32 protein-coding genes are annotated in these 24,763 nt (G+C 66.9%); 12 read left to right on the top strand and 20 right to left on the bottom strand.

Features of this window, described 5'->3' with window-relative positions; all coding sequences use genetic code 11:
- The 6 genes from VGZ23_19985 to VGZ23_19960 form a co-directional block, all read right to left on the bottom strand.
- Entirely contained in the window at nucleotides 1-1,290 is a 1,290-nt protein-coding gene (locus VGZ23_19985; protein HEV2359878.1) for a CpaF family protein, read from the bottom strand.
- Nucleotides 1,277-2,416: a P-loop NTPase gene (locus tag VGZ23_19980; GenBank protein ID HEV2359877.1), complete on the bottom strand. Its 1,140-nt coding sequence runs from the start codon at nucleotides 2,414-2,416 to the stop codon at nucleotides 1,277-1,279. The genes VGZ23_19985 and VGZ23_19980 overlap by 14 nt, the downstream gene beginning before the upstream one ends.
- A gap of 28 nt (nucleotides 2,417-2,444) precedes the next feature.
- Nucleotides 2,445-3,296: a Flp pilus assembly protein CpaB gene (gene cpaB, locus VGZ23_19975; protein ID HEV2359876.1), complete on the bottom strand. Its 852-nt coding sequence runs from the start codon at nucleotides 3,294-3,296 to the stop codon at nucleotides 2,445-2,447.
- A 33-nt stretch (nucleotides 3,297-3,329) separates the two neighbouring features.
- Nucleotides 3,330-3,842, bottom strand: a complete 513-nt coding sequence (locus VGZ23_19970; protein HEV2359875.1) for a TadE/TadG family type IV pilus assembly protein — start codon at nucleotides 3,840-3,842, stop codon at nucleotides 3,330-3,332.
- Nucleotides 3,843-3,962: 120 nt separating this feature from the next.
- Nucleotides 3,963-4,163 (bottom strand): class III signal peptide-containing protein, encoded by a 201-nt coding sequence (locus VGZ23_19965; GenBank protein HEV2359874.1) that lies wholly within the window; start codon nucleotides 4,161-4,163, stop codon nucleotides 3,963-3,965.
- 125 nt (nucleotides 4,164-4,288) lie between these two features.
- Nucleotides 4,289-4,489, bottom strand: a complete 201-nt coding sequence (locus tag VGZ23_19960) for a class III signal peptide-containing protein (GenBank protein HEV2359873.1) — start codon at nucleotides 4,487-4,489, stop codon at nucleotides 4,289-4,291.
- Between the two features lie 174 nt (nucleotides 4,490-4,663).
- Between VGZ23_19960 and VGZ23_19955 the strand changes: the two genes are divergently transcribed.
- Nucleotides 4,664-5,896 (top strand): hypothetical protein, encoded by a 1,233-nt coding sequence (locus tag VGZ23_19955; protein HEV2359872.1) that lies wholly within the window; start codon nucleotides 4,664-4,666, stop codon nucleotides 5,894-5,896.
- A 14-nt stretch (nucleotides 5,897-5,910) separates the two neighbouring features.
- Here VGZ23_19955 and VGZ23_19950 read toward each other — a convergent pair whose 3' ends face one another.
- Nucleotides 5,911-6,285: a DUF5658 family protein gene (locus VGZ23_19950; protein HEV2359871.1), complete on the bottom strand. Its 375-nt coding sequence runs from the start codon at nucleotides 6,283-6,285 to the stop codon at nucleotides 5,911-5,913.
- Between the two features lie 95 nt (nucleotides 6,286-6,380).
- Here VGZ23_19950 and VGZ23_19945 point away from each other — a divergent pair, with 95 nt between their 5' ends.
- The 10 genes from VGZ23_19945 to VGZ23_19900 all read left to right on the top strand — a co-directional run bounded on the left by VGZ23_19945 (nucleotide 6,381) and on the right by VGZ23_19900 (nucleotide 16,386).
- Nucleotides 6,381-7,304: a polyprenol monophosphomannose synthase gene (locus tag VGZ23_19945; protein HEV2359870.1), complete on the top strand. Its 924-nt coding sequence runs from the start codon at nucleotides 6,381-6,383 to the stop codon at nucleotides 7,302-7,304.
- Nucleotides 7,295-8,581, top strand: a complete 1,287-nt coding sequence (locus VGZ23_19940; protein ID HEV2359869.1) for a hypothetical protein — start codon at nucleotides 7,295-7,297, stop codon at nucleotides 8,579-8,581. Before VGZ23_19945 ends, VGZ23_19940 begins: the two co-directional genes overlap by 10 nt.
- Before the next feature lie 601 nt (nucleotides 8,582-9,182).
- The gene (locus VGZ23_19935) at nucleotides 9,183-9,689 is read left to right on the top strand and encodes a hypothetical protein (protein HEV2359868.1); all 507 of its coding nucleotides are present in this window, start codon (nucleotides 9,183-9,185) and stop codon (nucleotides 9,687-9,689) included.
- Between the two features lie 43 nt (nucleotides 9,690-9,732).
- Nucleotides 9,733-10,590: a DUF1385 domain-containing protein gene (locus VGZ23_19930; protein ID HEV2359867.1), complete on the top strand. Its 858-nt coding sequence runs from the start codon at nucleotides 9,733-9,735 to the stop codon at nucleotides 10,588-10,590.
- An 80-nt stretch (nucleotides 10,591-10,670) separates the two neighbouring features.
- The gene (locus VGZ23_19925) at nucleotides 10,671-12,188 is read left to right on the top strand and encodes a hypothetical protein (protein HEV2359866.1); all 1,518 of its coding nucleotides are present in this window, start codon (nucleotides 10,671-10,673) and stop codon (nucleotides 12,186-12,188) included.
- Between the two features lie 83 nt (nucleotides 12,189-12,271).
- Complete coding sequence (locus VGZ23_19920) at nucleotides 12,272-12,853, top strand: hypothetical protein (protein HEV2359865.1); 582 nt, start codon at nucleotides 12,272-12,274, stop codon at nucleotides 12,851-12,853.
- A 140-nt stretch (nucleotides 12,854-12,993) separates the two neighbouring features.
- On the top strand, nucleotides 12,994-14,277 hold the full coding sequence (locus tag VGZ23_19915) for a Tad domain-containing protein (protein ID HEV2359864.1): 1,284 nt from the start codon (nucleotides 12,994-12,996) through the stop codon (nucleotides 14,275-14,277).
- A gap of 43 nt (nucleotides 14,278-14,320) precedes the next feature.
- Nucleotides 14,321-14,656 carry a hypothetical protein gene (locus VGZ23_19910; GenBank protein HEV2359863.1) on the top strand — a complete coding sequence of 112 codons (336 nt, stop codon included), beginning with the start codon at nucleotides 14,321-14,323 and terminating at the stop codon, nucleotides 14,654-14,656.
- A gap of 13 nt (nucleotides 14,657-14,669) precedes the next feature.
- Nucleotides 14,670-15,137 (top strand): TadE family protein, encoded by a 468-nt coding sequence (locus VGZ23_19905; protein HEV2359862.1) that lies wholly within the window; start codon nucleotides 14,670-14,672, stop codon nucleotides 15,135-15,137.
- A 43-nt stretch (nucleotides 15,138-15,180) separates the two neighbouring features.
- Nucleotides 15,181-16,386 carry a S53 family peptidase gene (locus tag VGZ23_19900; protein ID HEV2359861.1) on the top strand — a complete coding sequence of 402 codons (1,206 nt, stop codon included), beginning with the start codon at nucleotides 15,181-15,183 and terminating at the stop codon, nucleotides 16,384-16,386.
- 21 nt (nucleotides 16,387-16,407) lie between these two features.
- Here the strand turns inward: VGZ23_19900 and VGZ23_19895 are convergent, their stop codons facing one another.
- On the bottom strand, nucleotides 16,408-16,713 hold the full coding sequence (locus VGZ23_19895; protein HEV2359860.1) for a hypothetical protein: 306 nt from the start codon (nucleotides 16,711-16,713) through the stop codon (nucleotides 16,408-16,410).
- Between the two features lie 284 nt (nucleotides 16,714-16,997).
- Between VGZ23_19895 and VGZ23_19890 the strand changes: the two genes are divergently transcribed.
- Nucleotides 16,998-17,291: a helix-turn-helix domain-containing protein gene (locus tag VGZ23_19890; GenBank protein HEV2359859.1), complete on the top strand. Its 294-nt coding sequence runs from the start codon at nucleotides 16,998-17,000 to the stop codon at nucleotides 17,289-17,291.
- An 8-nt stretch (nucleotides 17,292-17,299) separates the two neighbouring features.
- Here VGZ23_19890 and truA read toward each other — a convergent pair whose 3' ends face one another.
- The 12 genes from truA to VGZ23_19830 all read right to left on the bottom strand — a co-directional run.
- Nucleotides 17,300-18,061 (bottom strand): tRNA pseudouridine(38-40) synthase TruA, encoded by a 762-nt coding sequence (gene truA, locus VGZ23_19885; GenBank protein ID HEV2359858.1) that lies wholly within the window; start codon nucleotides 18,059-18,061, stop codon nucleotides 17,300-17,302.
- 20 nt (nucleotides 18,062-18,081) lie between these two features.
- Nucleotides 18,082-18,957 carry an energy-coupling factor transporter transmembrane component T gene (locus VGZ23_19880; GenBank protein HEV2359857.1) on the bottom strand — a complete coding sequence of 292 codons (876 nt, stop codon included), beginning with the start codon at nucleotides 18,955-18,957 and terminating at the stop codon, nucleotides 18,082-18,084.
- Nucleotides 18,958-19,031: 74 nt separating this feature from the next.
- A complete protein-coding gene (locus VGZ23_19875; GenBank protein HEV2359856.1) occupies nucleotides 19,032-19,946 on the bottom strand; it encodes an energy-coupling factor transporter ATPase in 915 nt (304 codons plus the stop codon).
- Nucleotides 19,943-20,800 carry an energy-coupling factor transporter ATPase gene (locus VGZ23_19870; GenBank protein ID HEV2359855.1) on the bottom strand — a complete coding sequence of 286 codons (858 nt, stop codon included), beginning with the start codon at nucleotides 20,798-20,800 and terminating at the stop codon, nucleotides 19,943-19,945. Before VGZ23_19870 ends, VGZ23_19875 begins: the two co-directional genes overlap by 4 nt.
- Nucleotides 20,801-20,945: 145 nt before the next feature.
- On the bottom strand, nucleotides 20,946-21,296 hold the full coding sequence (rplQ, locus tag VGZ23_19865; protein HEV2359854.1) for a 50S ribosomal protein L17: 351 nt from the start codon (nucleotides 21,294-21,296) through the stop codon (nucleotides 20,946-20,948).
- Between the two features lies 1 nt (nucleotide 21,297).
- Nucleotides 21,298-22,233, bottom strand: coding sequence for a DNA-directed RNA polymerase subunit alpha (locus VGZ23_19860; GenBank protein HEV2359853.1), 936 nt, complete (start codon nucleotides 22,231-22,233; stop codon nucleotides 21,298-21,300).
- Nucleotides 22,234-22,352: 119 nt separating this feature from the next.
- Nucleotides 22,353-22,979, bottom strand: a complete 627-nt coding sequence (rpsD, locus tag VGZ23_19855; protein ID HEV2359852.1) for a 30S ribosomal protein S4 — start codon at nucleotides 22,977-22,979, stop codon at nucleotides 22,353-22,355.
- Nucleotides 22,980-23,064: 85 nt separating this feature from the next.
- Nucleotides 23,065-23,451 (bottom strand): 30S ribosomal protein S11, encoded by a 387-nt coding sequence (gene rpsK, locus VGZ23_19850; GenBank protein HEV2359851.1) that lies wholly within the window; start codon nucleotides 23,449-23,451, stop codon nucleotides 23,065-23,067.
- 59 nt (nucleotides 23,452-23,510) lie between these two features.
- A complete protein-coding gene (rpsM, locus tag VGZ23_19845; protein ID HEV2359850.1) occupies nucleotides 23,511-23,921 on the bottom strand; it encodes a 30S ribosomal protein S13 in 411 nt (136 codons plus the stop codon).
- Between the two features lie 88 nt (nucleotides 23,922-24,009).
- Entirely contained in the window at nucleotides 24,010-24,123 is a 114-nt protein-coding gene (gene rpmJ / locus VGZ23_19840; protein HEV2359849.1) for a 50S ribosomal protein L36, read from the bottom strand.
- Between the two features lie 14 nt (nucleotides 24,124-24,137).
- Nucleotides 24,138-24,356, bottom strand: a complete 219-nt coding sequence (gene infA, locus VGZ23_19835; protein ID HEV2359848.1) for a translation initiation factor IF-1 — start codon at nucleotides 24,354-24,356, stop codon at nucleotides 24,138-24,140.
- A gap of 29 nt (nucleotides 24,357-24,385) precedes the next feature.
- On the bottom strand, nucleotides 24,386-24,763 hold a 378-nt coding region (locus VGZ23_19830; protein ID HEV2359847.1), incomplete at its 5' end, for a M24 family metallopeptidase.

Genomic DNA, 24,763 nt, shown 5'->3' with positions numbered 1-24,763 from the left:
TCACCGCAGAAAGATGGAGAGGGGCAGATCGACCCCGGCCGGCTTCAACCGATCGTAGAAGCGCGGCCGGATGCCGGTGAACTCATGCCGGCCGCGCACCCGCCCGTCGGGGTCGACGCCCTGTTGAACGAAGACGGCGATGTCCTGCATCGTGATGATGTCGCCCTCCATCCCCGTGACCTCGGAGACCTTCGACACGCGCCGGACGCCGTCGATGTAGCGCCCCACGTGCACGATCACGTGGATGGCGGCGGCGACCTGCTCGCGAATGGCGCGGGTGGGAAGCTCCAACCCGGCCATCATGACCATCGTCTCGATGCGCGACAGGCCGTCGCGCGGCGCGTTCGCGTGCACGGTGGTCAGGCTGCCCTCGTGGCCGGTGTTCAGCGCCTGCAGCATGTCGAGCGCCTCGCCGCCGCGCACCTCGCCGACGATGATCCGGTCGGGGCGCATCCGCAGCGCGTTCCGGACCAGATCCCGGGTGGTCACCTGACCCCGCCCCTCGATGTTCGGCGGACGGGTTTCGAGGCGCACCCAATGCTCGTGCTTGAGCTGGAGCTCGGCCGAGTCCTCGATGGTAATGATGCGCTCCGTGGCCGGGATGAACATGCTGAGCACGTTGAGGAGCGTGGTCTTGCCCGCCCCGGTGCCGCCCGTGACCACCACGTTCAACTTCGCCTGCACGGTGGCGCGCAGGACATCGGCGATCTCGGCCGTGAGCGTCCCAAACGCGATGAGGTCGTCGGCGACGTAGGGATCACGCGCGAACTTCCGGATCGTCAGGCACGGCCCGTTGAGCGAGAGCGGTGGAATGATAGCGTTCACCCGCGAGCCGTCGGGCAGCCGCGCGTCGACGTACGGCTGGGCCTCGTCGATCCGGCGTCCGACCTCGGAGACGATCTTCTCGATGATGCGCATCACGTGCTGGTCGTCCCGGAACCGGATCGCGGTGGGGAAGATCTTGCCCGCCTGCTCGGCGAACACCACGTTGGGACCGTTCACCATGATCTCGGTGATGTTGGCGTCGCGCACCAGCGACTCGATCGGCCCGTAGCCCATCGCCTCGTCGGCGATGTCGGCGATCAGCCTGACCCGGTCACCGCGCGTGAGGAGCTCGGTTCCGGAATCGAGGATCCGGCCCACCTCCCGCTCGACCTCTTCGCGCGTCCAGGTGCTGCCGCGGCGCCCGAGCTCTTCGACGAGCCGGCGATGCACGTCGTTCTTCAGCGCCTGATAGGGCTCCGACCACTCGCGGTCGCCGATCTCGTCAAGCCGTTTACGCAGTGACACGGTCCATTCTCCCGGTATAAGCCATTACCGTCTTGGCGAGCGCCCGGACCTGCTGGGCAAACGGCGTCTCGGGTCCGCTCATCACGAGCGGCACGCCGCTGTTGGCCGATGCGATCACCCGGTCGTCCCGCGGCAGGAGCGCCGTGAATTTCATTCCGAGGGCCTTCTCCACGTCGCGGCGGGGAAGCGAGAGCCGCTCGTCGGCGCGATTCCCGACAAGCAACAGGTTCTGCGCGGGGAAGCGGAGCTGCGCCAGCATCTCGAGCAACTGGCTGGTGTCCTTGAGACACACCACGTCCAGCGTGGTGAGGACGACGGCCAGATCGGCGACCTCGAGCGCCGCCAGCATCGCCTCGAACGACGAGACGCTGGCGTCGACCACGACGAGGTCGTAGAGCCCCTGCAGGACGTTCAGCCCCTCGCGGAAACGGTCGGGCGGAATCTCTTCCGCCAACTCGGTGCGGCGGGGCGCGGCCAGCACTTCGACCCCGCTCTCGTGCCGGTGCAGGAACCGCTCGGCGATCTCGGCGGAGAGCGTCTGGCTCATCTCGCGAATCGTGCGCTCGGGCTGGATATTCATGAGCGCGGCGACGTCGCCGAAGTACAAATCGCCGTCCACCAGGGCCACCCGGCCGTCCTGCATCCCCTTGAGGGCGATGGCGAGGTTGACGGCGACCGTCGTCTTTCCGACGCCGCCTTTGCTCCCCATCACGCCGAGGACCAGACCGCGGCGGGTGCCCACCACGTTGTCCAGGTCGCCCGTCTCCGCCAGCACGTGCAGCACCGCGGCCTCGTCCAGCGGGGCGCTGAGGATCTCCCGCGCCCCGGCCCGCATCGCCTGGCGGAGATCGTCCGGCGAGGCCGGATGGGGCGAGACCAGCACGATGTACATCCCGGGATAGCGGCGCGACAACTTCGCGGTCAGATCGAATCCGCTGGCCTCCCCCAAACGCGTCGCCAGGAAGACGAGCTGCGGCGCGCGGTGCGCCACCACATCCTCGAGCGCGTCGGCCTGTACGACCTCGGCCACGACGCGCGCGCCGGGGTGCTTGAGGACCGTGCCTTCGATCAGGGCATGGAGCGCCTGATCCCCGGCCGCTACGACGATGCGAAGAAGCGCTGCCACGACGGTCCTCTCAACGTATGCTCACTCCCTAGAACGACACTGTCTGCTTCTGCCCGCCCCGCCAGATCTCGATCGTCTGGCTGGGCGCCGGCGCCGGCGCGACCTGCTGCACGACGACGACGGGGCGAGGAACGCTCGGCGCCGCGGCGGCCGGACGCGGAGCGGGCGCCCCGGACCCGTTCAACGCGGTCACCGTCGTCTGGCCTCGAGTCTCCACGATGGCCTTCGACCCGGCGGGCCGCAGCGCGAGGCGCACCCGCCCGCTGTTGTCGATCTGCGTGAGCGCCTCCACTTGGTCGGGCGTCAGCGCGAGAGTCACCGACGTCGTGACCTTGGCCGGCTGTCCCGGCTTCTGACTGGGCTGCTGCGCGGCGGCAAGCACAAGAGCATTTTGCAGAAAGATTCGGGAGATCTGCTGTCCACCTTCGGGGGTCACGGTGGCCACCACGTCGACCCGGTCCCCGGGCGCGACAAACCCGGCCACGTCCGCGACCTCGTTCATGGCGAGCGTGACCGCCCGCATGCCCTTCGGCACGACGTACGACAGGCTCGCGCCCACGTCGGCGGGGGCCAGCATGTCGGAGATCACCTGCTCGCCGTCGTAGATGTCGGTCGTGGCCACGTGGTTCACGGCCTCGCCGGTGCTGTGGAGCGCCCTGGGGTGCACGGCGGACGCCGGCACCTGGCGCACCTCGAGATCGGCCGCCGTGATGATCTGACGGGTCTGGATCGCTTTCTTGGCCACGACGACGCCCACCATCGGCACCGGCGGCGCCACTGCGTTTCGGCGCTGCAGCGTCTGCAGGTACCCGATGACGACCCCCGTCGTAATAAGCGCCAGGAACACGGCAAGTACCGGTACCACCCATCTACGATTCATCGCGCTCGTCTCCCCTCGTACCCAATCGCGTGACTATAGCGACCTCATGTGCGAGAACCCGACGACGTAGGTCGTGGGCTGAAAGTTAAAGCTGCCGATAAAAGGGACCGCTCCTGTAATCGGCGTGACCGTCTGCACTTGGTAGGTGGCAAGCACCTGCACGACGCGGTCGCCGTTACTGTCAGTATAGCGCCAAATCCCGACGCATAGCGTGGAAGCCGGACAGGTGCATGCCGTGGTCGCAGCCGCAGTCGCGGAGCCGCCCGTGGGGGTGCAGGTCTGGGTCGTCGTCGGAGACAGAAATCCGGCGGTTGCCTGGACGCGCGCGACGATGGCCCCGTCGTAGGGACAATTGGACGTTCCGTTCGTCGTCGCCGGGTCGCACCACGACTCCATCCCGAGCCGGGTGCCTTCGCGAGCCGCGTTCGTGATCACCAGCCACGAGCCGAAGACGCGTCCGAATTCGAACGTGAGAAACACCAGCACCAGAAGCAACGGCGCCAGCAGGACGATCTCCAGGGCAAATGTTCCCCGTTCGTTCCTCATTATCCGCCCGTTTCGCCTGCGCGGCAGGCCACCCGCGTGCGCGGGTGGCCTGCCGCAAGATTGATCTTCCCCCGATCGAACATCACCGTACACTACCGTACACTATGGTACAGTACCGTCTTACGGTGCGGACAGGGTGTTGACCCAGCTCTGGATCGAGTTGATTGCACCCGTCAGCACGCCTCTCAGCAAGAATGCCGCCGCGATCAGGAAGAGCACGACAGCCAGAATCAACAGGACGTACTCAATAGACCCCTGCCCGCGCTCCTCTCGGTGCAGCCAGGACACCAGCCAAGCCTGCAAGAACGTGATCAGCGCCATGTTCGTCAGACCCTCCTTTCTTCGCAGAATCCGTGTCTCCTTTGCACCCTCACCATACCGGCGGGATCGACCGCGCACCACTACCCGCCTCGGGTAGTTTCAGGGTAGTGTGGCGATGATAGACATTACGGTGCGGACAGGGTGTTGACCCAGCTCTGGATCGAGTTGACTGCACTAACCAGCACGTCTCTCAGCAAGAATGCCGCGGCGATCAGGAAGAGCACGACAGCCAGAATCAACAGGACGTACTCAATAGACCCCTGCCCGCGCTCCTCTCGGTGCAGCCAGGACACCAGCCAAGCCTGCAAGAACGTGATCAGCGCCATGTTCGTCAGACCCTCCTTCCTCGCAGAGTCCGTGCCTTCTTTTGCACCCTAACCGTATCCGCCCGGATCGACTGCGCGATACTACCCGCCCCGGGTAGTTTCGGGGTAGTGCGACAACGACGAGCCGTTTACGGGGGCGCCCGGCTGCGTTATCGTTGGGGGGTGCGCCCGCGGGTGTCTCTCCGGCACAATCCCCAGGCGATGGTGGTCACCGCCTTCGCCCTCCGAGTGGCCGCGATGTTGCTCTCACACAGCTACGAATTCCCGTCCGCCCAGGACCACTACCTGTTCGGCACGGAAATGGGACGCGTCGCCCGTTCATTGGCGATCGGTCACGGCTTCGCCTCGCCGTTGCACGGGGAGACGGGGCCGACGGCAATGGTCGGTCCGGTATATCCTCTGCTGATCGCGGCGACCTTCAAAGTGCTGGGAATCTACACGACGGCGTCCGCGGTCGTGTTGCTGACCCTGAACGCGTTCTTTTCGGCGCTCACCGCGGCCGTGGTCTATTTGACCGGAAAGACGGCCTTCGGCGACCGCGCCGGGGCGTGGGCGGGATGGGCCTGGGCGTTCTATCCGTTCGCCGTCTATTGGCCGATCGTATGGGTCTGGGATACCAGTCTGTCCGCGCTGCTGTTCGCCCTGGTCTTCCTTGCGACGCTGCGCCTGGCGGGTTCGATGGGCGCGGCTGATGGCGCCTGGTACGGCCTCCTATGGGGCGTCGTCGTGCTGACCAACACAACGTTCCTTCTTTTGCTCCCCGTGTTTCTCGGATGGCTCGGCTACCGCGCGGCGGGCCGCCGAGCATCCTGGCTCCGTCCGGCGGCCGCTGCCATTATCGCGTTTGGAATCACACTGGCTCCCTGGCTCATTCGCAACGATCTCGTGTTCGGTCACGTGCTCCTGCGCTCAAATCTTGGATTGGAGCTTGTCCTCGGCAATACTCCCGGCGCCAACACTCCCCGGGCATGGCAGCGGCTTCACCCCGCGGGCAATCCCGCCGAAATGCGCCGATACCGGACGATGGGTGAGCTCCGCTACATGGCGGAGAAGCAGCGCCAGGCCCTCGACTTCATCACCCGGCACCCCGGGGACTTCGCCCGCGTAACCATCGTGCACATTGTCTTTTTTTGGTTCGGCGTAGGATCGCCGGCCCGCATCCTCCAGTTCCCGGAGGTACTCTTCGGCGCGCTCACGGTTCTGGCATTTGCCGGCCTGTGGGCGGCCGTGGTCCGGCGTTCCCCGGTGAGTCTTCCGTTTGCCGCGGTCGCGGCGGTCTTTCCGCTGATCTACTACGTCACCCATCCGGACCCGCGGTTTCGACACCTGATCGAGCCGCAGCTCATCGCCCTCGCGGCGTACGGCGGCCTCACGGCATGGCGGCGGGACCGTCCTACGGCGCGGTGAGGGACGCGCGGCGGTCAGTGCGGGCGAAGGACGATCACGTTGTTCAGAACGATGGCGAGGTACAACACCACCGTCACGCGGGCGGCGACGAGAAGGCGCGCCGGCGCGGGGCGTCCCCCGTTCGTGCTGCGGACGATGAGAATCGCAAGAAACACCAGGGCAAACGCCTTGAGCACGGGGGCGAGGGGCGTGAAGACCAGACCGGTCAGGAACGCGTTCCCCTCGTGTGCGACTTTCGTCACGATCGCGAAATATGTGGTTGCCAGATCGACGACCTGGAGCAACGCGAGGAGCCAGAACAGCGTCCACAATTGCCCGGAGAGGCCGTTGCGGGCGGGAAACCGGGTGGCGAACCGACCGTTCACCGGGTCGTCTGTCATACCATTCATGGCCATAGGCTTCTCGGACGCAGCCCGACCCACCTGTCGCCCACCTGAAAACCACCCGCCAGGGTAGGTCGCGACGGTATCTTCGAACGTTATATTTGGGCACGGAGGCGCCGCCGAACACTGCGGCGCCGATCCAGACGAACGGCAGGCAGGTGGCCAGTGTGTCCCGAATCGAAAAGGCGCGGTATCAGAGCATCAGCATGAGCGCGCCTTCCACGTTACCGGTGCGGGCCGGACACGGCCACGAGGCGGCCGCCAGAGCGGCCTCCGGCACGATTTGGATCGTGCTACCCACCTACAACGAAGCGGAGAATCTACGCCGCATCATTCCTGCGCTCGAGGCCCAGGCGGCGGGCAGGCCGCGCCGGATTCTCATCGTCGATGACGCCAGCACCGACTCCACCGCTTCCGTCATTGAGGAATTTCACAAAACCTACGACAATATCGTGCTGTACCGGCGGCTCGGAAAGCGTGGACTCGGCTCGGCGCTGCGGGAAGGCCTGACGCGCGCTCTCGCCGATCCCTCCTGCGACCGGATCTGCACCCTCGACGCAGACTTGTCGCACGACCCACACGAACTCGGTTCGCTTCTCGCGGCGGCTGATGGGGCGGGGTTCGTCCAGGGGAGTCGATATGTCCGGGGAGGGCACATCTCGAATTGGCCGTGGCATCGGCGGTTGATGAGCCGGACCATAAACTGGGTCTGCAGGCTGATGGGCAGCCATCACGCCGAGAATACGACGAATTACCGCGTGTATGATCGAACCGCCGCAACCGAAGCCATCAAGGCCACGGCCTCGAGCGGTTTCGAATGGATCGTGCTGGCGAGTTTGGCCATCCAACGCGCCGGCATTTCAACTGCCGAAGTACCCATTACGTTCAGAGACCGCCAAGCGGGAAAGAGCAAGCTAAGTCTCTCGGTGGCCTGGCGGTACAGTGTCTTTCTCCTCGGGGCGCTGGTGAAGAGCAGAATCCGAAGTCTGGTTCATCTGCCCGCAAGGAGATCTGCGTGGAGGTAGCCACCGAAGCCCGTACTGCGCCCGCATCGGAGGAACCGGCCCCAGCCCCGCCACTCACGTGGGAAACTGTTGCCCGCTTTGCCGCCGCCGCGGCCGGCGCGATCACCGTCCATTTTGGCTGGCAATTTTGGATGTCGGGAAAACTCTTCATCTATCATGAAATTGCGGCGATGGATCTCCTTGTCTACGCGGTCGGCTTCATGTTGTTTTGGCTCGCACTGGTTGACGCCCCGCGGTGGCGGCGTTGGACGGGCCCCCTCATCTTGGCCGCGGTCGTGCTCACGACGGTAACCGGTGTCTATGTGTGGACCCATAGCGTACTGTCAATCTACGGCACCGACGACATTGCGTTTCAGCATTACAGCGCCACGCTCGTGCTGCGCGGCATCGACCCGTATGCGGTTTCGATGCGTCCCGCTCTCGAGAGGTTTCACATGCCATTGCAATTTTCAACACTGCTCCAAAATGGAACGATTATCGATCGCGTGTCGTGGCCGGCGGGGTCGTTCCTGATTTTTGTGCCGTTCGTGGCCCTGGGCGTCTCTGATGTCCGCTGGGTGGTCCTGCTATTCCATTTAGCGGCTACCGGGGTTGTCTACTTTGCGACACCCGTGCGTGTGCGTCCGTTGGTCCTTCTCCCGGTGTTCGGCGCTCAGGAATTGATAGAGTTCACGGGAGGGGGCGTCGTCGATTTTCCGTGGGTGGTCCCCGTGTTGCTCATGGTCATCTGGCGGCGCCGCCCAGCGCTAATGGGACTCTGCTACGGGGTAGCATGTGGAATCAAACAAGTACCCTGGTTCCTCGCGCCCTTCTTGTTGGTTTATCTCTTCAAGGACAGCAAGAATCGCGTACACGGCACACGGCAGCGACTCGTCAGTCTTGCTTCGTTCGCAGTGCCGGCCATCGCGGTCTTCCTCGGGATTAATGCTCCGTTCATCGTTCACGACCCCGTCAACTGGATTCTGGGAACGCTCGCACCCGCGATCGGGAACCCGATCCCGTTCGGCCAGGGACCGTCAACCCTCACCCAGTTGGGCTTTCCTGTACCAACGGACGCGTACGTGATCATGACAGCTGCGATTGCCTTTCTTCTGCTCATCAACTATGTTGTCTATTTTCGTCAACTTCGCAATCTGATGTGGTTCTTCCCGGCGCTGATCGCGTGGTTCCTTCCGCGTAGTCTGCACAACTATTTTGTCTTTTGGATTCCGATCATGGCCCTGGTACTCGGGCTCGAGGCCGCGACGCCCGTAGACATCGGTACCCATGCGGTCTAACGCCGCAAGGCCTGCCAAGCCCGACCTATTGCAGCCATCGCTCGCACGATTGTCTGTCTTGGTGGTGCTGCTGCTAATGATCAGCGTGGGTGTCGGCGCGATCGCTCGTGGACCTGGGCATCCCGTCGCTGTCCAGATAGTTGGCATGAGCGATCCGTCGAAGGTGGGGGTCGTAACGCGCATAACCCTGAGGGTTACCAATCACGGGACTACAGCCATTGCGCCCGTCTTTGCAACATTTTCATCGTCGTCGACCCAGTTTTATCCCATCTCATGGCGACGCACGTCGGGACCGGCGTCGCTTGCGCCGGGCGCGATCGGTTCGTACGATGTCCAGCCGCCGCCAGGCACGGGCATCGCCGTTAGCGATGAATTTGTGGTTCGGATGGGCGACACTCGGACGCACACTTACGCCGTCTCCCCACCAACGCGGGGGGACCTCGAATCCCGGCTCGCCCTCGTCAATCCAGGGTTCACGTGGTGGGTTACGGATCCGGCAACGGGCCAGCCCACGCCTTTCGGATGGCAGCCCACAAGTTTCGGGGCGCCCCTAGGGCCCGACCTTGGGGTTCAGCATTCTATCATTGCCGGCCGTCAGGCGTTGGCGTTCCGGATCAGCGACGGCGTGCGCACCGCTCGCTGGCGGGCAGTTCGTGTTGATCAGAACGTCAACGGAAACCGGCAGCTCGCCGCGTTGGTCGACAACGGCCTTTCGGTGTTCGTCTATCCCACCTTCAACTATACGCAGGGCTTCGCGCCGACCGGTTCGGCGCAACCCGGGAACGCATTGGGTATTCAGATCATCGGCGATTCGCGACTTCTGTGGATTCTATTTTCAGACACGGGTGCGGGCTGGTATGTAGGGCGCGACTACGCGGTTGTTGTGCTTCGGTCGCCCTTGAACCAGTGGACTCATCATCGCGTCGATCTCCGGGCGATGTATCGAAGGCTCCATTGGACCACCCCCCATAACGTCCTGTTCAGCCTCTTTGCCGCGACCCGCAACGGATCCACGATGCCTGGGCCGGCGTTCGGACAGATCATCCCTGGCGCACTGGGTCGATCGCACGCCGGCGCCCAAGCGCGCCGGCCTGCCGGCGCGAGGTAGCCTGGGTTCGGTGGCTTCGCGCCTCACGCTCGGAGGGCAGGCGGTGATCGAAGGGGTGATGGTGCGATCGCCTCGATTTGTGTCCGTCGCCGTCCATACACCGCAGGGGCGCTGCGACGTCGATACACAGTACCTCCCCTCGCTGCTCCAGTCCGGACGGTGGCTCCGCGTGCCGCTGCTCCGGGGGGTTGCCGCTCTCATCGAGAGTCTGTCCGTGGGCACACGGGCGTTGGCCGCATCCGCCCGTCGAGCTTCGCCCGACGGGCCCGCCCTGAGCCGGCAGAGAATCGGCCTGATTCTGACCCGGAGCCTGGCAATTTCGATTGCCCTGTTCTTCCTTGCCCCGGCGCTCCTCGCGCGCGCGTTCGGCAGCGTGGTGACATCCGGTCTGGGTCAGAACCTGCTCGAGGGCGCGATCCGCATCGCATTTGTGCTGGGATTCCTCCTGGCCATCGGACGCATCCCGGCGATTCAACGCGTCTTTCAATACCATGGCGCCGAGCACAAAGTCATCCACGCATACGAGGCGGGCCTACCGCTCGACGTGGTCTCGGCGAGACGGACAAGCCGGTTTCACCCCCGCTGCGGGACGACGTTTCTCCTCATCGTGTTGTTGGTGGCCGTCGTGGTGTTTGGGGCGTTGGGACATCCGTCGCTGCCGGTCCGGCTGGTCGAGCGCATCGTGCTGCTGCCCCTCGTAGCCGCCGTCAGCTACGAGTTGCTGCGGCTGGCGCAGCGGTTCCGGGGTTTCCGCGTGTTCGCTGTTCTCGGACTCTGGCTGCAGCGTCTGACCACCCGGGAGCCCGACGATCAGCAACTGGGCGTCGCCCTCGCGGCCCTGAACACGGTGCTCGCGAGGGAGCGCGAGTGGAGCGACCGCACCCGCGGCACCACCCCTTGACGCCCGTGGCCGAAGACAGGCCCGCGCATCGGCCGCGCGCCGGGCGAAGCCCCCTGCCGAGCGGAGGGGACATCGTCTTCATGACGGTGCTCTACCTGCTGCTGGTGCAACGACCGACCTTCGTGTTCAGCGATGCCTCGACAGGCTGGCACCTCGTGACCGGACAGTATATCCTCGACCACCTGCGCGTGCCGCACCGCGACTTGATCTCGTACACGCACGCCGACAAAGCCTGGGTGCCGTACGAGTGGCTTTTCGACGTCGTAGCGGCGCTGCTGGTGCGGGCCGGGGGCCTCCCGCTGCTGGCCGTCGTCACCGCGTCCGCGATCGCGTTCTTGTTTGCCCTGCTCTACAGGGACGCGCGCAGGAGGGGCTTGCAGTTCCACATCGCGCTCGCGATCACGCTGACGGGCGCACTCGCGTCATCCATACACTGGCTCGCACGCCCGCACCTCGTCACATTCTTCGGCGTCTACATCTTTGCCGGCTGCCTCGAAGCGCTGCACCGCAATCAAATGTCCGCGCTCGGCGCAGGCGGCGCGCTCGCGGTGACGATGGCCGCGTGGTCGAACGCGCATCCGGCGTTCATCATCGGCTTCGCGATGGTCCTAATCTACCTTGCGGCCGAGGCGGTCGCGGCGATGACGTTGCCACCCGGAGAGGCGCGCGCAGGCGCCCGGGCCCGGACCGCGGCGCTTGCCGGCATTCTGGTGACCGTGCTCGCGGCGTCGCTGCTCAATGCCAGCGGCGTGTCGCTGTATCCGTATATCGCGGCGCTTCTCCGCGCCGCCCCGCTCCGGAGCAGCATCACGGAGTGGATGTCGCCGGTGTTTGGCGGCCAACTATATGGCGTGTGCCTGGAGTTGTTGTTCGCGGCCATCGTGATCGGGCTGGCGGCGTCGCGCCGGCGGCTCTGGCTGGGTCAGCTGCTCCTTCTACTCGCGTTCGCACACCTCGCCTTGAGCGCGGCGCGAAACGTGCCGCTGTTTGTCATCGTCGCGATCCCGGTGGCCGCAGACCTTCTGGCGCAGGCCGACATCCGGACGCTGATCGGCGCCGGCGGGCGTTCCCCGGACAGGATCGGCGCCGCGGCGGCATACTGGCGGCGGCTCGCCGCCACGTTCGACGCCATGGAACGGCTCTGCACGATGCATCTCGTTCCGATCGCGACCGTTGTCGTACTGGCCTCCTCCTGCGTGGCGGCGACCCATGTTCGAGGGGCCCCTGCCCTGGTGTCTTCCGGATTCGATCCCCGGGACGTGCCAACGACGACCCTCACGTACGTGACGCGCGCCGGGCTGCGCTGGGACCGTGGCCTGGCCCTGGACAACTGGGGCGGATACATCCGCTATGAGACCGGGCAGCGCGTTTTCGTCGACGACCGCCTGGACTTTTACGGAAGTGCCTTCATCCAACGCTACCGGCAGACGCTCGGCGCCGGGCCGGGATGGAACACGCTCCTGGACGAGTACGGCATCGCATGGGTGCTCGTCCCGAGGAGCACCCCCCTGGCCGGCGCCCTCGAGCAGACGACGGGATGGCGGCTTGCGGCCGCGGATGCGGCCGCCGACCTCTTTGTACGGAGCCCGGCCCGATAGGGACCGGGCGGGGTATTGGCGAAAGGTGGCGCAGTTGACGCGATCAGACATCGCGCCATGATACCGTGGGGGGGGTGGAATATATGAAGCGCGCGGTGGGATTCATCGCTCTGGCCACATGTCTCGCGGTCTGGGCCCCGCCGGCCGGCGCCCAGACGGCCCCGAAGGACACGATCACGGGAACGGCGCCCTTTACGCTCGGGATGGCGTCCGCGGACGCGCTCACGGCCGACCCGTCGCTCACCGCCGTCACCACGACCGTCTGCGGGACGCCCGCGCACGGGGCCGCCTACGGCAGCCGGGTTACGGCGCCGGTCGGCGGCTATCCGTACGCGGCGAGCCTGGTGCTGTGCTTCTCGGAGGACAAGCTGGGCGCCATCGTGCTCACGTGGCCGCAGGGCACGTTCCGGCAGGATACCGTCCGGTGGCAGCTCGCCACACGGGCGGTGGCAGCGCAGCTCGCCGCTTCCTACGCGCCGGGCCTCCTCAGGCGGTACGCGGTGGACGATGACATGGGCGCCGTCATCGAGATGGCCGACGGACAGGGCAACCTGCTGACCATGACCTCGGACCCGGGGGATGATCCGGATATCGCCGTCACGTACGTATCGGCGGGCTACGATCAGGCGGTCAACGGCAAGCGCGCCACGGTCACCTCGTACTAGCCGCCAAAAGACTACCCGCAAGGGTAGTAGGCCGCCGGACGGCGCACCTGATACTGTTTTCTCGCTGGGACGCGTGGAGCGCTCCGGTCAGGGTTGATTATGGTCGTTCGTGGGCCCCGCCGCCGAGGCGGGACGTCCGGATGCTCCGTCGGGGGTTGATGATGCGGAGGGCGGCGGCACGCTGGGTACGGCGCTTTGCGGGGGACGAACAGGGCTCGGTGTTTCTCATCGTGGGCACGTTTCTCATTTTGCTGCTCTTTGTCGGGATGGCGACCGACTTCGGGATCGTGCTGCGGTTCCGCCGGGCGATGCAGAACGCGTGCGACTCCGGCGCCCTGGCCGGGGCGCAGGCGCTGCCGGCCGCCGCCCCGGCGCAAAACGAGGCCACCCAGTACGCGTCGGCGGACATGACCGCGAGCCGAATCCAGTGGGATAGCCTTACCGCGACGGCGGAGGATGTCAACTTTCAGGCCGACAGCGTGAACCCGAAGCAGGTCCAGGTCACCATCGGGGCCACCGTGCCGCTGTTCTTCTTGAAGATTCTCGCGCCCTCGATGAACGTCGCCGTCCAGTGCGCCGCGCGCATCGTGCCGGTGACACAGACCGGGCTGCAGCCGGTCGGGATGCTCCAAAGCACGTACACTCAGATCCAGAAGACGCTTCCAAACGGCACCACTAACTGTCCGTACATCTACCAGACCAACATCAGCGCCTGCGAGAACCAGACGGTCACCGACCCCACGACCAACACGGCATACACGCAGGTACCGGGCACCGGCGATACAGGGAACGCCGCGTCAGATTGGGCGATGACGATCAGCACCAGCAGCACGTGGGGAAGCGGCAACACCGGAACCCTCAACCTCAGCAGCCCCCTCTGCACCGCCGGCGGTGCTTCCGGGTTCGCGTGCGTGATGGAGAACGGTACGGGGTACGTGTCCTCGGGGACCTCCGGGCCGCCGCCCTATTGCATCAACGCGACCCAAAACATCAATACCGCGCCCGCGTGCTCACTGGTCCTTACAAAGCCCGGCATGCAGGCGGGGAGCGCGAACGGCAACACCGGGATCAGGGGCGGGATCTCGGCGCTCTGCCAGGCGGACAAGGGGCCCGTTGATCCAACCACCGGAAATATTTCTACGACGGGTGGGTACGCCGGGCAGCAGTCCAAGTGGATCGTCACCCTGCCGCTCCTCGACCCCAACATCTGGGCGACGGCCGCGGTGTCCGGGAGTTCGACGTCGATCGACATATGGGGATTTACGGCCTTCGAGCTCGATTGTCCGAAGATGGGGAACGGCACCCAGATGGGCAGCGGCCAAACGCTCACGATCTTCGGACGGTTCGTGAGCCTCGTGACGGCGGGCGTCGGCAACCCCAACGGCCCGAACACCGGCGTGACGACCATCATCCTGGTGCAATAGCACGGACGCAGCAAAACGGTCGGGCGGCGCGCTGCGGGTGGCCATGAACGCGGCGCTCCTGGCCAACCTGCTGGACGGGGCAACGACGTGGATCGGGGTGACGCGGTTCCATGGACAGGAAGTGGGCGCGCTCGCCTGGTTGGTGGTGAGGACGTGGGGGCTTGCGCCGGCGCTGGTCGTGTTGAAAGGCGGGGGCGCGCTCCTGATCCTCGGCATCGCGGCCGTGGGCACCGAGGGAGTGCCCCGATGGTGGCGGGCGACGTCGGATCAGCGGTGGGTCGTGATCGTCGCGCTGGGAGCGGCGACGGCATGGTTCGGCTACCTCGCGCTCCGCAATGCGGCCGGGATGTGGATGGTACACGGGATGACGAGTCAGTAGCCGGAGAGCCGAAATGAAGACGCAGCGCGGTCAGTCCACGGTCGAGCTCGTGCTTCTCATGCCGCTCCTGCTCGTGATGTTCTTTCTCATCTTCGAGATCGGGCGGGTCTTCGGGTCATGGTTGCTCATCACGAACGCGGCCAACGAGGGGGCGCGCTTCGGCGCCGTCCAGTGTGTGCCCTCGCAGACGTGCAGCGGCACGGACCCCACCACGTCGATCGTCCAGCAGGTCCACAACACCGCCTCGTTCCTCGACGTGCAGACGGCGACGTACTGCAATGCCTCGGGGGACCCGGTGCCGAACGGGACCACTTCGTGCGCCTTGGTGAACTGGTCGACCGATAATTCCGTCAGCGTCGTGGTCGCCTACCGGGTCGAGACGCTCATGCCCATCACCGGCTACGTCCCCTTCATCGGCAACCTCAACTATCCGGGGTACTTCGAACTCATCGCGGTCTCGAAGATGCACACGGAGCAGTAGGCGCCAGTTCATCACGCGAAGCTGTTGAACCGGGGGGGTCGACGTGAAGCGCGTCGCACTGATTCTTGCCGCGATTGCCCTGATGATGCCCGCGGGCGTTTCTGCCCAGAACCTGCAGGCGATCCGAGATCGCACGGCGCACCCGCCGATCCACGTGCGCGGCTCCGCGACCGCCTCGCCCACCGGATCCTCGCCAAAGACGATTCGGGATTTTTACGGTTTTTCGTCGCTCGCATCGACGACCAACGGCGCGGGCGAGGTCATCGCCATCATCGACGCCTACGACGATCCGACGATCGCCGGCGACCTCGGGGTATTCAACACCACCTTTCGCCTCCCCGCGATGCAAACACGTAACTGTCAAGTCGGCGCCGCGGGCGCACACACTCCCTGCTTCCAGAAAGTTTTCGCGCAACGCAAGCCAAAGGCGGACGGCGGCTGGGCGCTCGAGATCTCGCTCGATGTCGAATGGGCCCACGCCATCGCCCCGCAGGCAGACATCCTCCTGGTGGAAGCGCAGAGCAACAGCCTGGCGGATCTGCTGGGCGCGGTTACGGTTGCCTCCAACAACTCGGCCGTACATGTGGTGTCGATGAGCTGGGGGACGAACGAGTTCCTCTTCCAAGTATTGTACGACTCCTACTTCAATGTCGCGAACGTCATATTCGTGGCGGCCTCCGGCGACTACGGAAATCCGACGTGGCCGGCCGCATCGCCCTACGTCGTGGGGGTGGGCGGCACCATGTTTGCGAATGCGCGCTGCGCCGCGCGTGAATGCACCTGGAACGACGCCTACCTCGGCCTGCCGTACTCCTCGGGCGGCGGGCAAAGCGCCGTGGAGTCGGAGCCAAGCTATCAGACGGGCGTTCAAAGCACAGGCTGGCGAGGCATCCCGGACGTCGCCTACTACGCCGACATCAGTCCGGGCTACTCGGTGTATGACACGACGTCCTACAACGGGCAGAAGGGCTGGTTTGCCGTCGGCGGCACGAGCGCGGGGTCGCCTCAGTGGGCCGCGCTGTTCGCCCTCGCAGACCAGTTGCGGCACTGCGGCACCAGTGGTACCTGCCTGCCGGAGGGCTACTGGTCGCCGTACTCCCTGTACGGCGTGGCGGGGTATAACAGCATCACCACAGGGTGCAACAGCACCGGCCAGTGCGCCAATCCATCAGGAGGGTATAGTTTCGTGACCGGCCTCGGGAGCCCTCAGGCGCCGACATTGCTGCCAGCCTTGTCTTCGGCGCCGTAGGTGCGGCGGCGCTCGCCGAGATTACTGGTGCCGGTGCCGTAGGTGGTTCGGTGTGCCGCGGCGCGCCGACACCAGGAGCAGTAGGAGCTCGATCATGAGAAACGCGATCACGAGGGCGCCGACCACGACCGCCACGACCACGAAATTATCCCGTTGATTGCCTGACAACGCCGGAAGAGCCGACGAGAGCGCTCCCCGTACCGACTGAACGACGGACCTCCAGAGATCCCCAAGCAGCGGCGGCAATCCCGACAGCCCTGCCTGCACCCAGCGCACCACCCACGTCACGGCCTGCTGGAGATCAGCCGGAATCTCACTCAGCGTCATCTCAGGTCACCCCCGTGTCCCCAAGATAGGAACGCTGTGCCATGTCCCAATCAATCGAGTATTACTTTCCAAATCAACAGTAGCACATCCGGTGGCTCGTGTCTCTTTGCCGCGTGTCTAGGCCGGTTTTGAGCTGGGCACCTAGATAGTAGGCGCCCGGCGCGCAGGTGTTTCAATGGGCCATGGCGGGCCCAATGGCCGGTTGGGAGGGGCAGAGCCGCGTGGATTCATCCCCCGAATCGCACCGTAAGTACCTAGATCGGGTCCGCGGCGCACTTGAGAAGGTGCGAAGGGTCCTGGGGGATTTGGATCCGCACACGCCCGGCTCGGCGCGGGCGCTCGACCGGACGGCGGCCGCCCCCGCCGAGACGTCACCGGGCGTCGATCGCGACGATCTGTTGCGCGCGCACGAGGTGGCGCGGCACCTCAACATTCCGGTGAAGGACGTCTATGCCGCGGTGCGGGATCGCCGCCTGCGGGCGACGCGCATCGGCCGATTCCTATGGTTTCGCCGCGAGGACGTGGAGGCGCTCCACATGCGCACCACGCCCGGCGCCCTGCGACGACGCACGCGATAGCCGGCCCGTCAGTAGTCCACGCGAACGAGATAGAGTCCGTGCGCCGGTGCTCTGGGACCGGTGCGGCGATTGTCGGGATCCGCAAGGAACTCTCCGGGCGCCTCGACCGGCAGCCGCCCGAGCCCGACACGCACCAGCGTACCGGCGATCATACGCACCATGTGGCGGAGAAACCGGTCGGCGGTGATGACGATCCGCACGCGGGCCTCCGGGAGGAACGTGTCCGCGGCCAGCTGCTCGACGGCCGCATCACTCACGGTGCAGAGCGTGGTCCGCGTGGGGGTCCCGACGCCACGGTACGCCACGAAGTCGTGGCGGCCTGGGAACGGCGCCATCGCCCGCTGCATCGTGACCACGTCGAGCGGCTCCGGAACGTGGTGGGCCAGCCCGCGCAGCAGCGCGGACGGCCCGGGGCGGTTCAGAATTTCATAGCGGTAGGTGCGCGCGACCGCATCGTGGCGCGCGTGGAAGCCGTCCGCCGCCTCTTCCGCCGCCACCACCCGCACGTCGGCCGGCAGATGCGCGTTCAACGCCCCGGGAAAGCGGCCGGCCGGAATGCGGCTCGACGTGACGAGGCTCGCCACCTGGCCGAGGGCGTGCACGCCGGCATCGGTCCGGCCCGCGCCGACCACCTGCTCCGGCCCGCCCGCGACCTCCGCCACCGCCCGCTCGAGGGTCGCCTGCACGGACGGCGCTCCCGCCGCGGCGGAGCCGCGCTGCCGCTGCCACCCGCAGTACGCGGCGCCGTCGTATTCCAGGGTCAGTTTCAACGTCCGCACGTCGGTGCCCGCTACGGCGTGCGCGGTGGCGCCGGCCGGTGGGGGGACGCGGAATGCGTCCGTGGAGCGGGCGGCCCGTGGGGCACGACCACCAGTGCCGCGATAAGCGCGAGTACCGCGAACGCGGCGTAATCGCGAGGCCGAAGGCTGAGCTCCCGCATCCGGGTCCGCTGATCGCCGCCGCGGTAGCATCGCGCTTCCATCGCCAGCGCGAGCGATTCGGCCCGCCGGAACGCCCCGACGAACAGCGGTACCAAGAGCGGAACGAGGGCCCGCATCCGGTGGCCCAGGCTGCCCCGAGTGAACTCTGCGCCGCGCGCCGTCTGCGCCTTCACGATCTTGTCCGTCTCTTCGACGAGGGTCGGGATGAACCGCAGGGCGATTGTCATCATAAGCGCCAACTCATGCGCCGGCACGCCGAGCCGGCGAAACGGCCGCAGCAGCCGCTCGAGCCCGTCGGTCAACTCCACCGGCGAGGTCGTAAAGGTCATGAGCGTGGTGGCGATGATCAACAGCGCGAACTGCCCGCCGTAGAGAGCGCCGTCCCTCAGATTCTCCCGGGTGATCGTGAGCGGCCCGCGGTGCCAGACGGGGTGGCCGCCCGCCGGCCCAAAGCCGATCTGTGCCACCACCGTGAACGCGATCAGCCACCAGACCGGCCGGAGGCCGGCGAGGACATACCCCGGGGAGAGACACGCGGCGGCGACGACGGCGCCGAGGGCGGCGGCGAGCACGGCCAGCGCGACGAAGTCTCGGGCGAGAAATGCGGCGACCGCGAGGACGACGGTCGCGAGGATCTTCGTGCGCGGGTCCAGCCGGTGGATCGGGGAATCCACCGGCACGTACTGGCCGAACGACAGGGCCCGCAAGGCCCGCAGCGGATCCACGGTCGCGTCGTTACCCCCGCTCCGATCGATTGGCGGCGTCCGCGAGGCGGTGCAGACGAGCACGGGGCATTCCGTCAGTCCCCCGCCCTGCTGGCCGGGAGGACCCCCCGGCGGCGTAGGGCGTCGAGGATGGCCTGTCGCGCCTCCTCGACGCTCAGCGCGTCCGGCCGGACCGGCCAGCCTTCCCGCCGGAGCCGGTAGACGCAGAGCGCCGCCTGCGGCAGATCGAGCCCGAGCCCTTGGAGCCGCGGCGCGTCGGAAAAGACGGTCCGCACCGGCCCATCCGCGACGAGCCGGCCGTGGTCCAGCACCATCACCCGGTCGCACAAGGCGGCGATCGCGTCCATGCTGTGCGTGACCAGCACGAGCGTCAGGCCCGCGTCGCGGCGCAGCCGCGCGATGTGCCCCAGGATATCCCGCCGGCCGGCCGGATCGAGGCCGGCGGTGGGCTCGTCCAGAATCAGCATCCGCGGCCTCATCGCGAGCAGGCCGGCGATCGCCGTGCGGCGCATCTCCCCGTTGCTGAGCGTAAACGGCGACCGCGGCCCGAACCGCTCCGGATCGAGCCCGACGAGACGGAGGGCATGCGCCACGCCGTCGCGGACCTCCTCCGCCCCGAGGCCGAGGTTGCGCGGTCCGAACGCCACGTCCGCGGCGACGGTCTCCTCGAACAACTGGTGCTCCGGGTACTGAAACAACAGCGCAATCTGCTGGCGCACCCGGCGCTGGTCCACTTCGCGCGCGTTGACATCGACGGCGTCGAGGTAGACGCGGCCGTGGGTGGGCCGCAACAGCGCGTTGAAATGCTGCACCAGCGTTGATTTGCCGGACCCGGTCGCGCCGATGATCCCGACCGCCTCGCCCGCCCGGATCTCGAGCGAAACGTCGTCGACCGCGCCGGTCTCGAACGGGGTGCCGCGGTGGTAGACGTATGAGAGGCGCTCGCAGCGGATGATGGGCGGGGCCGGGCGCGCCACGGCCGGTGTCATGCGCGCCGCGGACCGCCGAGGGCCAGGAGCGAGGCGACGAGCTGGTCGATGGTCAGGAGCTCGGGGCCGAGAGGCAGCCCGTCACGCGCCAACCCGAGGCGCAGACGGGCGATCTCGGGGGGCTCCAGCCGGAGGCGCCGGAGCGCCTCCTCGTTCGCAAACACGTCGGCCGGCGTCCCCTCGAGGGCCACGCGGCCGTCCGCCAGCACCACGACCCGGTCGGCGAGCGCGGCCTCCTCCATCGCGTGGGTGATCAGGACGAGCGCCAGCTGCTCGCTCCGGCAAAGGCGCAGCGCCGTGTCCATGACCTCGCGCTGCCCTTCCGGATCGAGCATCGACGTCGCCTCGTCCAGTACGAGGCACCGGGGCGCCATCGCCAGCACGCCGGCAATCGCGACGCGCTGCTTTTGGCCTCCCGACAGCAGGTGCGGCGGGCGCCGGCGCAGCGCCTCGAGGCCCACCGCGCGGAGCGCCGCGGTGACGCGGGTGCGGATCTCGGCCGGGGGCAGCCCCAGGTTCTCCGGCCCGAACGCCACGTCTTCCTCGACGACGGCCGCGATCAACTGATCGTCGGGGTGTTCGAAGATCATGCCCACCCGCCGCCGGATTTCCCAGACCGCGTCCGCGTCGCGGGTATCGAAGCCGTCGACGATGACGGACCCCTCGGTGGGGAGCAGCAGCGCGTTGAGGTGTTTGGCGAGAGTACTCTTGCCGGAACCGTTGCCGCCGAGGAGCGCCACACACTCCCCGGCGCGGACGTCGAGATCCACGCCGCGGACGGCCGGCACGGCATCCGGGGTCCCGGCGTGGTACGTGTGCGCCAGCCCCCGGACGCGGATCAGGGCCTCGGGCATCACGCCCTTGCTGCGACTTTCGACCCCGACACAAGGCCCTCGCGCGGGCGCACTTCACGCTCGACGGCGCTCTGAAGCTTGTCCTGCGCCACCTCGAGCCGTCGAGACTTGCTCATGTGGATCGGTCGTGAAGGACGTACGGGCTCTACGTGACGAGTTCGAGGAGGGCCATCTCCGCGGCGTCGCCGCGCCGGCGGCCCAGGCGCACGATCCGGGTGTAGCCGCCGCGGCCCTTCTGGTAGCGCGGCGCCACCGTCCCGAAGAGCCGGCGCACGATCTTTGGGTCGGTCAAGAGGCGCGCCGCCCGGCGGCGGGCGTTCACGTCGTTGGCGAGCGCGAGATCGATCATGCGGTCGGCCACCTTCTTGGCCTCCTTGGCCCGCTCGGCGGTCGTCCGGATCCGCTCGTGCGCGATGAGGGACGAGACGAGCCCGCGGAACAGCGCCCGCCGCGCCCCGGTGTCACGGCCGAGCCGGCGGCCGCGCTGCCCCAGCACGTCAGGCTCCCCGCCGCCGCAGTTCGAGGCCGAGGGCGCCGAGCTTCTCCTTGACCTCGTCCAGCGACTTGCGGCCGAAGTTCTTGACGTTGACGATCTCGTCCTCGGTGCGCTGCAGCAGGTCGCCCACCGTGTTGATCCCGGCCCGCTTGAGGCAGTTGTACGGGCGGACGGAAAGATCTAGCTCTTCAATCGGCATCGTCGCGACTTTGTTCGTCTCGTCGACCCGCTCGCCGGCGGCCACCTCCGGGCCCGCCGCGGTCCCGGCGAACAGCCGGAAGTTCTCGATCAGCTGACGGGCCGATTCCTGGAGCGCCTCCTCCGGCCGGATGCTGCCGTCGGTCCACACTTCCAGCACGAGCCGGTCGTAGTCGGTGGCGTGCCCGACGCGCGTGTCCTCGACGGAGTAGTTGACCTTCTGGATCGGCGAGAAGATCGAGTCCACCGGGATCACGCCGATCACGTGCTCGCTCTTCCGGTGGCGTTCCGCCGGCACGTACCCCTTGCCCCGCTCGACGACGAGCTCCATGACGAGGTGCGCGCTCTTGCCGTCGAGGGTCGCCAGGTGGAGGTCCGGGTTGAGGATCTCGACCTCCGCGTCCGGCTGCAGATCGCCGGCCGTGACTTCCTTCTTCGCCTTGACGTCGAGGCGCAGCAGCTTCGGCTTGTCGCTGTGCAGCTTGAACGTCAGCTCCTTGAGGTTCAATATGAGCTGCGTGACGTCTTCCACCACGCCCGGCACCGTCGAGAACTCGTGCAGCACGTTCTCGATCTTGACCGACGTCACGGCGGCCCCGGGAATGGACGCAAGGAGAACGCGCCGCAGAGCGTTGCCGAGCGTGACCCCAAAGCCGCGCTCGAGCGGCTCGACGACAAATTTTCCGTACGTGTCAGAGAGCTCCGCGTACTCGACCTTGGGCTTGTTCATGTCCCACACGCCCGTCAACCCCCTCTTTGCGCTCGCACCACCGAGCACGTCGCCCCCCGAGACGGGGACCCCCACGGGAGGGGCGATGCTCTGCATTGATGTGACCAACTGATCGTCTCTCACGGCATCTACCTCGAGTAGTACTCGACGATGAATTGTTCGTGCACCGGCACATCGATGTCGTCCCGGGCCGGCAGCGTCAGCACCCGTCCGGTCAGCGCGTCCGGCTGATACTCGAGCCAGCCCGGCGTCCCGCGGCCCGGCGCCTGTCCGGCGATCGCCGCGAAGCGCGGCAGGGTCCGGCTCCCCTCGGCGACGCCGACGCTGTGGCCGGGCCGGACGAGGAACGACGGGATCGTGACGCGGCGCCCGTTCACGGCGATGTGACCGTGGACCACGAGCTGCCGGGCCTCCTTGCGGCTTCCGGCGAGCCCGAGCCGGTACACGACGTTGTCCAGCCGACTTTCAAGAATCTGCAGCAGGCGCGTGCCCGTGACGCCCGTCGCGTGCGCGGCCATCCGGAAGTAATGCTTGAACTGGGTCTCGTACACCCCGTAGAAGCGGCGCAGCCGCTGCTTCTCCCGGAGGCGGATTGCGAAATCGGACGGCTTGCGCCGGCTCGGCGCGTGCATGCCGGGCGGCGTGGTGTCCTTCGCCACCGGGCACTTGTCCGTGTAGCACTTCTCGCCCTTGAGGTAAAGCTTCATCCCTTCCCGCCGGCACAGCCGGCAGACCGGTCCGTGATACCGTCCCATGCCTGCTCCTCTCTTCCCTTCAAAACGCGTCGGTCAGCACCGCCTCGGACCCGGTACCGCCGGGGTCAACTGCACGATCTGCTCATCAGACCCGGCGCCGCTTCGGCGGCCGGCATCCGTTGTGGGGGATCGGCGTGACGTCCTTGATGAGGCTGACTTCCAGGCCGGCGGCCTGCAGCGACCGGATCGCGGCCTCGCGGCCCGAGCCGGGTCCCTTCACGAAGACCTCCACCGACCGGACGCCCTGCTCCATCGCCTTGCGCGCGGCGTTCTCCGCGGCGAGGCCCGCCGCGAACGGCGTGCCCTTGCGGGAACCCTTGAACCCGGACGTTCCGGCGCTCGCCCACGCCAGCACGTTGCCCTGGAGGTCGCAGATCGACACGACCGTATTGTTGAACGTCGATTGGATGTGGGCGATGCCGGCCGGAACGTTCTTGCGCTCTTTGCGCTTGCCGCGGGTCGGTGTCGTCATCCTGATGGAGCCTCCGATCTGCCACGCATTAGCCGGCGGCCGGCGTCCCCAGATGGGGACTAGCCGGCGGCATGCGCCGGCGTCGCCGCGGCCGTCTCGGCCTTGGCCCGGCGCGCGCCGACGGTCTTCTTCTTGCCCTTCCGGGTCCGCGCGTTCGTCCGCGTGCGCTGTCCGCGGACCGGCAGACCCTTGCGGTGCCGCTGCCCGCGGTAACATCCGATTTCCACGAGGCGGCGGATGTCCATCGCCACGTCGCGCCGGAGATCGCCCTCGACTTTGTAGTTGCGATCGATGACCTCGCGCAGCCGGGTGACCTCTTCGTCCGTGAGACCCCGCACGCGCGTGTCCGGGTTGACGCCCGTAATGCCCAAGATCTCCCGGGCGCGGCTGCGGCCGATGCCGTAGATGTACGTCAGCCCGACCTCCACCCGCTTCTCCCGCGGCAGGTCCACGCCCGCGATGCGTGCCATCCGATGCCTCCCTTGCCCCCCGGCCCCGTGCACCGGGGCCTGCCCCGTGCACCGGGGCCTGCCCCGTTTGCCGGGGCGTTCGGGGGGTCTAGCCCTGCTTCTGCTTATGCTTGGGATTCTCGCAGATGACCATGACGCGGTTGCCGCGCTTGATCACCTTGCACTTCTCGCACATCCGTCTGACCGACGCCCGCACTTTCATCACACAGCCTCCATTCAGCGAAACCGGTAGGTGATCCGTCCCCGGGTCGGGTCGTACGGCGAGAGCTCCACCTTCACGCGGTCCCCCGGCAGGATCCGGATGAAATGGATCCGCATCTTGCCGGAGATGTGCGCCAGAATCTTGTGGCCGGACGCCAGTTCCACGCGGAACATGGCGTTGGGAAGCACCTCGACGATAGTCCCTTCGACCTCAATAACGTCTTTCTTGGCCATCCCCTACCCCGTGGACGAACAACAGTTTATTATACCGACGCTTCCGCGGGAAGTCTAGTCAGTACGTCCGCGCCCGCGTCGGTAACCGCCACCGTGTGCTCGAAGTGCGCCGACGGCCGGCCGTCGGCCGTCCGGACGGTCCATCCGTCCCGGTCGATCGTCACGGCGGCGGTCCCCGCGTTGATCATCGGCTCGATCGCAAGCGTCATGCCGGGCCGCAGCACGACCCCCGCGCCCCGCCGGCCGAAGTTCGGCACCTGGGGCTCTTCGTGCAGCCTCCGGCCGACGCCGTGGCCGGCGAACTCGCGCACCACGGAGAACCCGGCCCGCTCCACGTACCGCTGGATGGCCGCGCTGACGTCGCCCAGGTGCACGCCGGCGCCCACGGCCTTGATCCCCTCTTCGAG

The organism is bacterium (assembly GCA_035945995.1).
Taxonomy (GTDB): Bacteria; Sysuimicrobiota; Sysuimicrobiia; order Sysuimicrobiales; family Segetimicrobiaceae; genus DASSJF01.
This window is presented reverse-complemented; position numbering and strand designations above follow the sequence as displayed.

What these genes read in the sequence shown, in the direction of transcription:
- cpaB (HEV2359876.1), bottom strand. Translation starts at nt 3,296, where the DNA reads ATGAATCGTAGATGGGTGGTACCGGTACTTGCCGTGTTCCTGGCGCTT.
- VGZ23_19970 (HEV2359875.1), bottom strand. Translation starts at nt 3,842, where the DNA reads ATGAGGAACGAACGGGGAACATTTGCCCTGGAGATCGTCCTGCTGGCG.
- VGZ23_19965 (HEV2359874.1), bottom strand. Translation starts at nt 4,163, where the DNA reads ATGGCGCTGATCACGTTCTTGCAGGCTTGGCTGGTGTCCTGGCTGCAC.
- VGZ23_19960 (HEV2359873.1), bottom strand. Translation starts at nt 4,489, where the DNA reads ATGGCGCTGATCACGTTCTTGCAGGCTTGGCTGGTGTCCTGGCTGCAC.
- VGZ23_19950 (HEV2359871.1), bottom strand. Translation starts at nt 6,285, where the DNA reads ATGAATGGTATGACAGACGACCCGGTGAACGGTCGGTTCGCCACCCGG.
- VGZ23_19925 (HEV2359866.1), top strand. Translation starts at nt 10,671, where the DNA reads ATGACGGTGCTCTACCTGCTGCTGGTGCAACGACCGACCTTCGTGTTC.
- VGZ23_19920 (HEV2359865.1), top strand. Translation starts at nt 12,272, where the DNA reads ATGAAGCGCGCGGTGGGATTCATCGCTCTGGCCACATGTCTCGCGGTC.
- VGZ23_19915 (HEV2359864.1), top strand. Translation starts at nt 12,994, where the DNA reads ATGCTCCGTCGGGGGTTGATGATGCGGAGGGCGGCGGCACGCTGGGTA.
- VGZ23_19910 (HEV2359863.1), top strand. Translation starts at nt 14,321, where the DNA reads ATGAACGCGGCGCTCCTGGCCAACCTGCTGGACGGGGCAACGACGTGG.
- VGZ23_19905 (HEV2359862.1), top strand. Translation starts at nt 14,670, where the DNA reads ATGAAGACGCAGCGCGGTCAGTCCACGGTCGAGCTCGTGCTTCTCATG.
- VGZ23_19895 (HEV2359860.1), bottom strand. Translation starts at nt 16,713, where the DNA reads ATGACGCTGAGTGAGATTCCGGCTGATCTCCAGCAGGCCGTGACGTGG.
- VGZ23_19875 (HEV2359856.1), bottom strand. Translation starts at nt 19,946, where the DNA reads ATGACACCGGCCGTGGCGCGCCCGGCCCCGCCCATCATCCGCTGCGAG.
- VGZ23_19870 (HEV2359855.1), bottom strand. Translation starts at nt 20,800, where the DNA reads ATGCCCGAGGCCCTGATCCGCGTCCGGGGGCTGGCGCACACGTACCAC.
- rpsD (HEV2359852.1), bottom strand. Translation starts at nt 22,979, where the DNA reads ATGGGACGGTATCACGGACCGGTCTGCCGGCTGTGCCGGCGGGAAGGG.
- rpsK (HEV2359851.1), bottom strand. Translation starts at nt 23,451, where the DNA reads ATGACGACACCGACCCGCGGCAAGCGCAAAGAGCGCAAGAACGTTCCG.
- rpsM (HEV2359850.1), bottom strand. Translation starts at nt 23,921, where the DNA reads ATGGCACGCATCGCGGGCGTGGACCTGCCGCGGGAGAAGCGGGTGGAG.
- rpmJ (HEV2359849.1), bottom strand. Translation starts at nt 24,123, where the DNA reads ATGAAAGTGCGGGCGTCGGTCAGACGGATGTGCGAGAAGTGCAAGGTG.
- infA (HEV2359848.1), bottom strand. Translation starts at nt 24,356, where the DNA reads ATGGCCAAGAAAGACGTTATTGAGGTCGAAGGGACTATCGTCGAGGTG.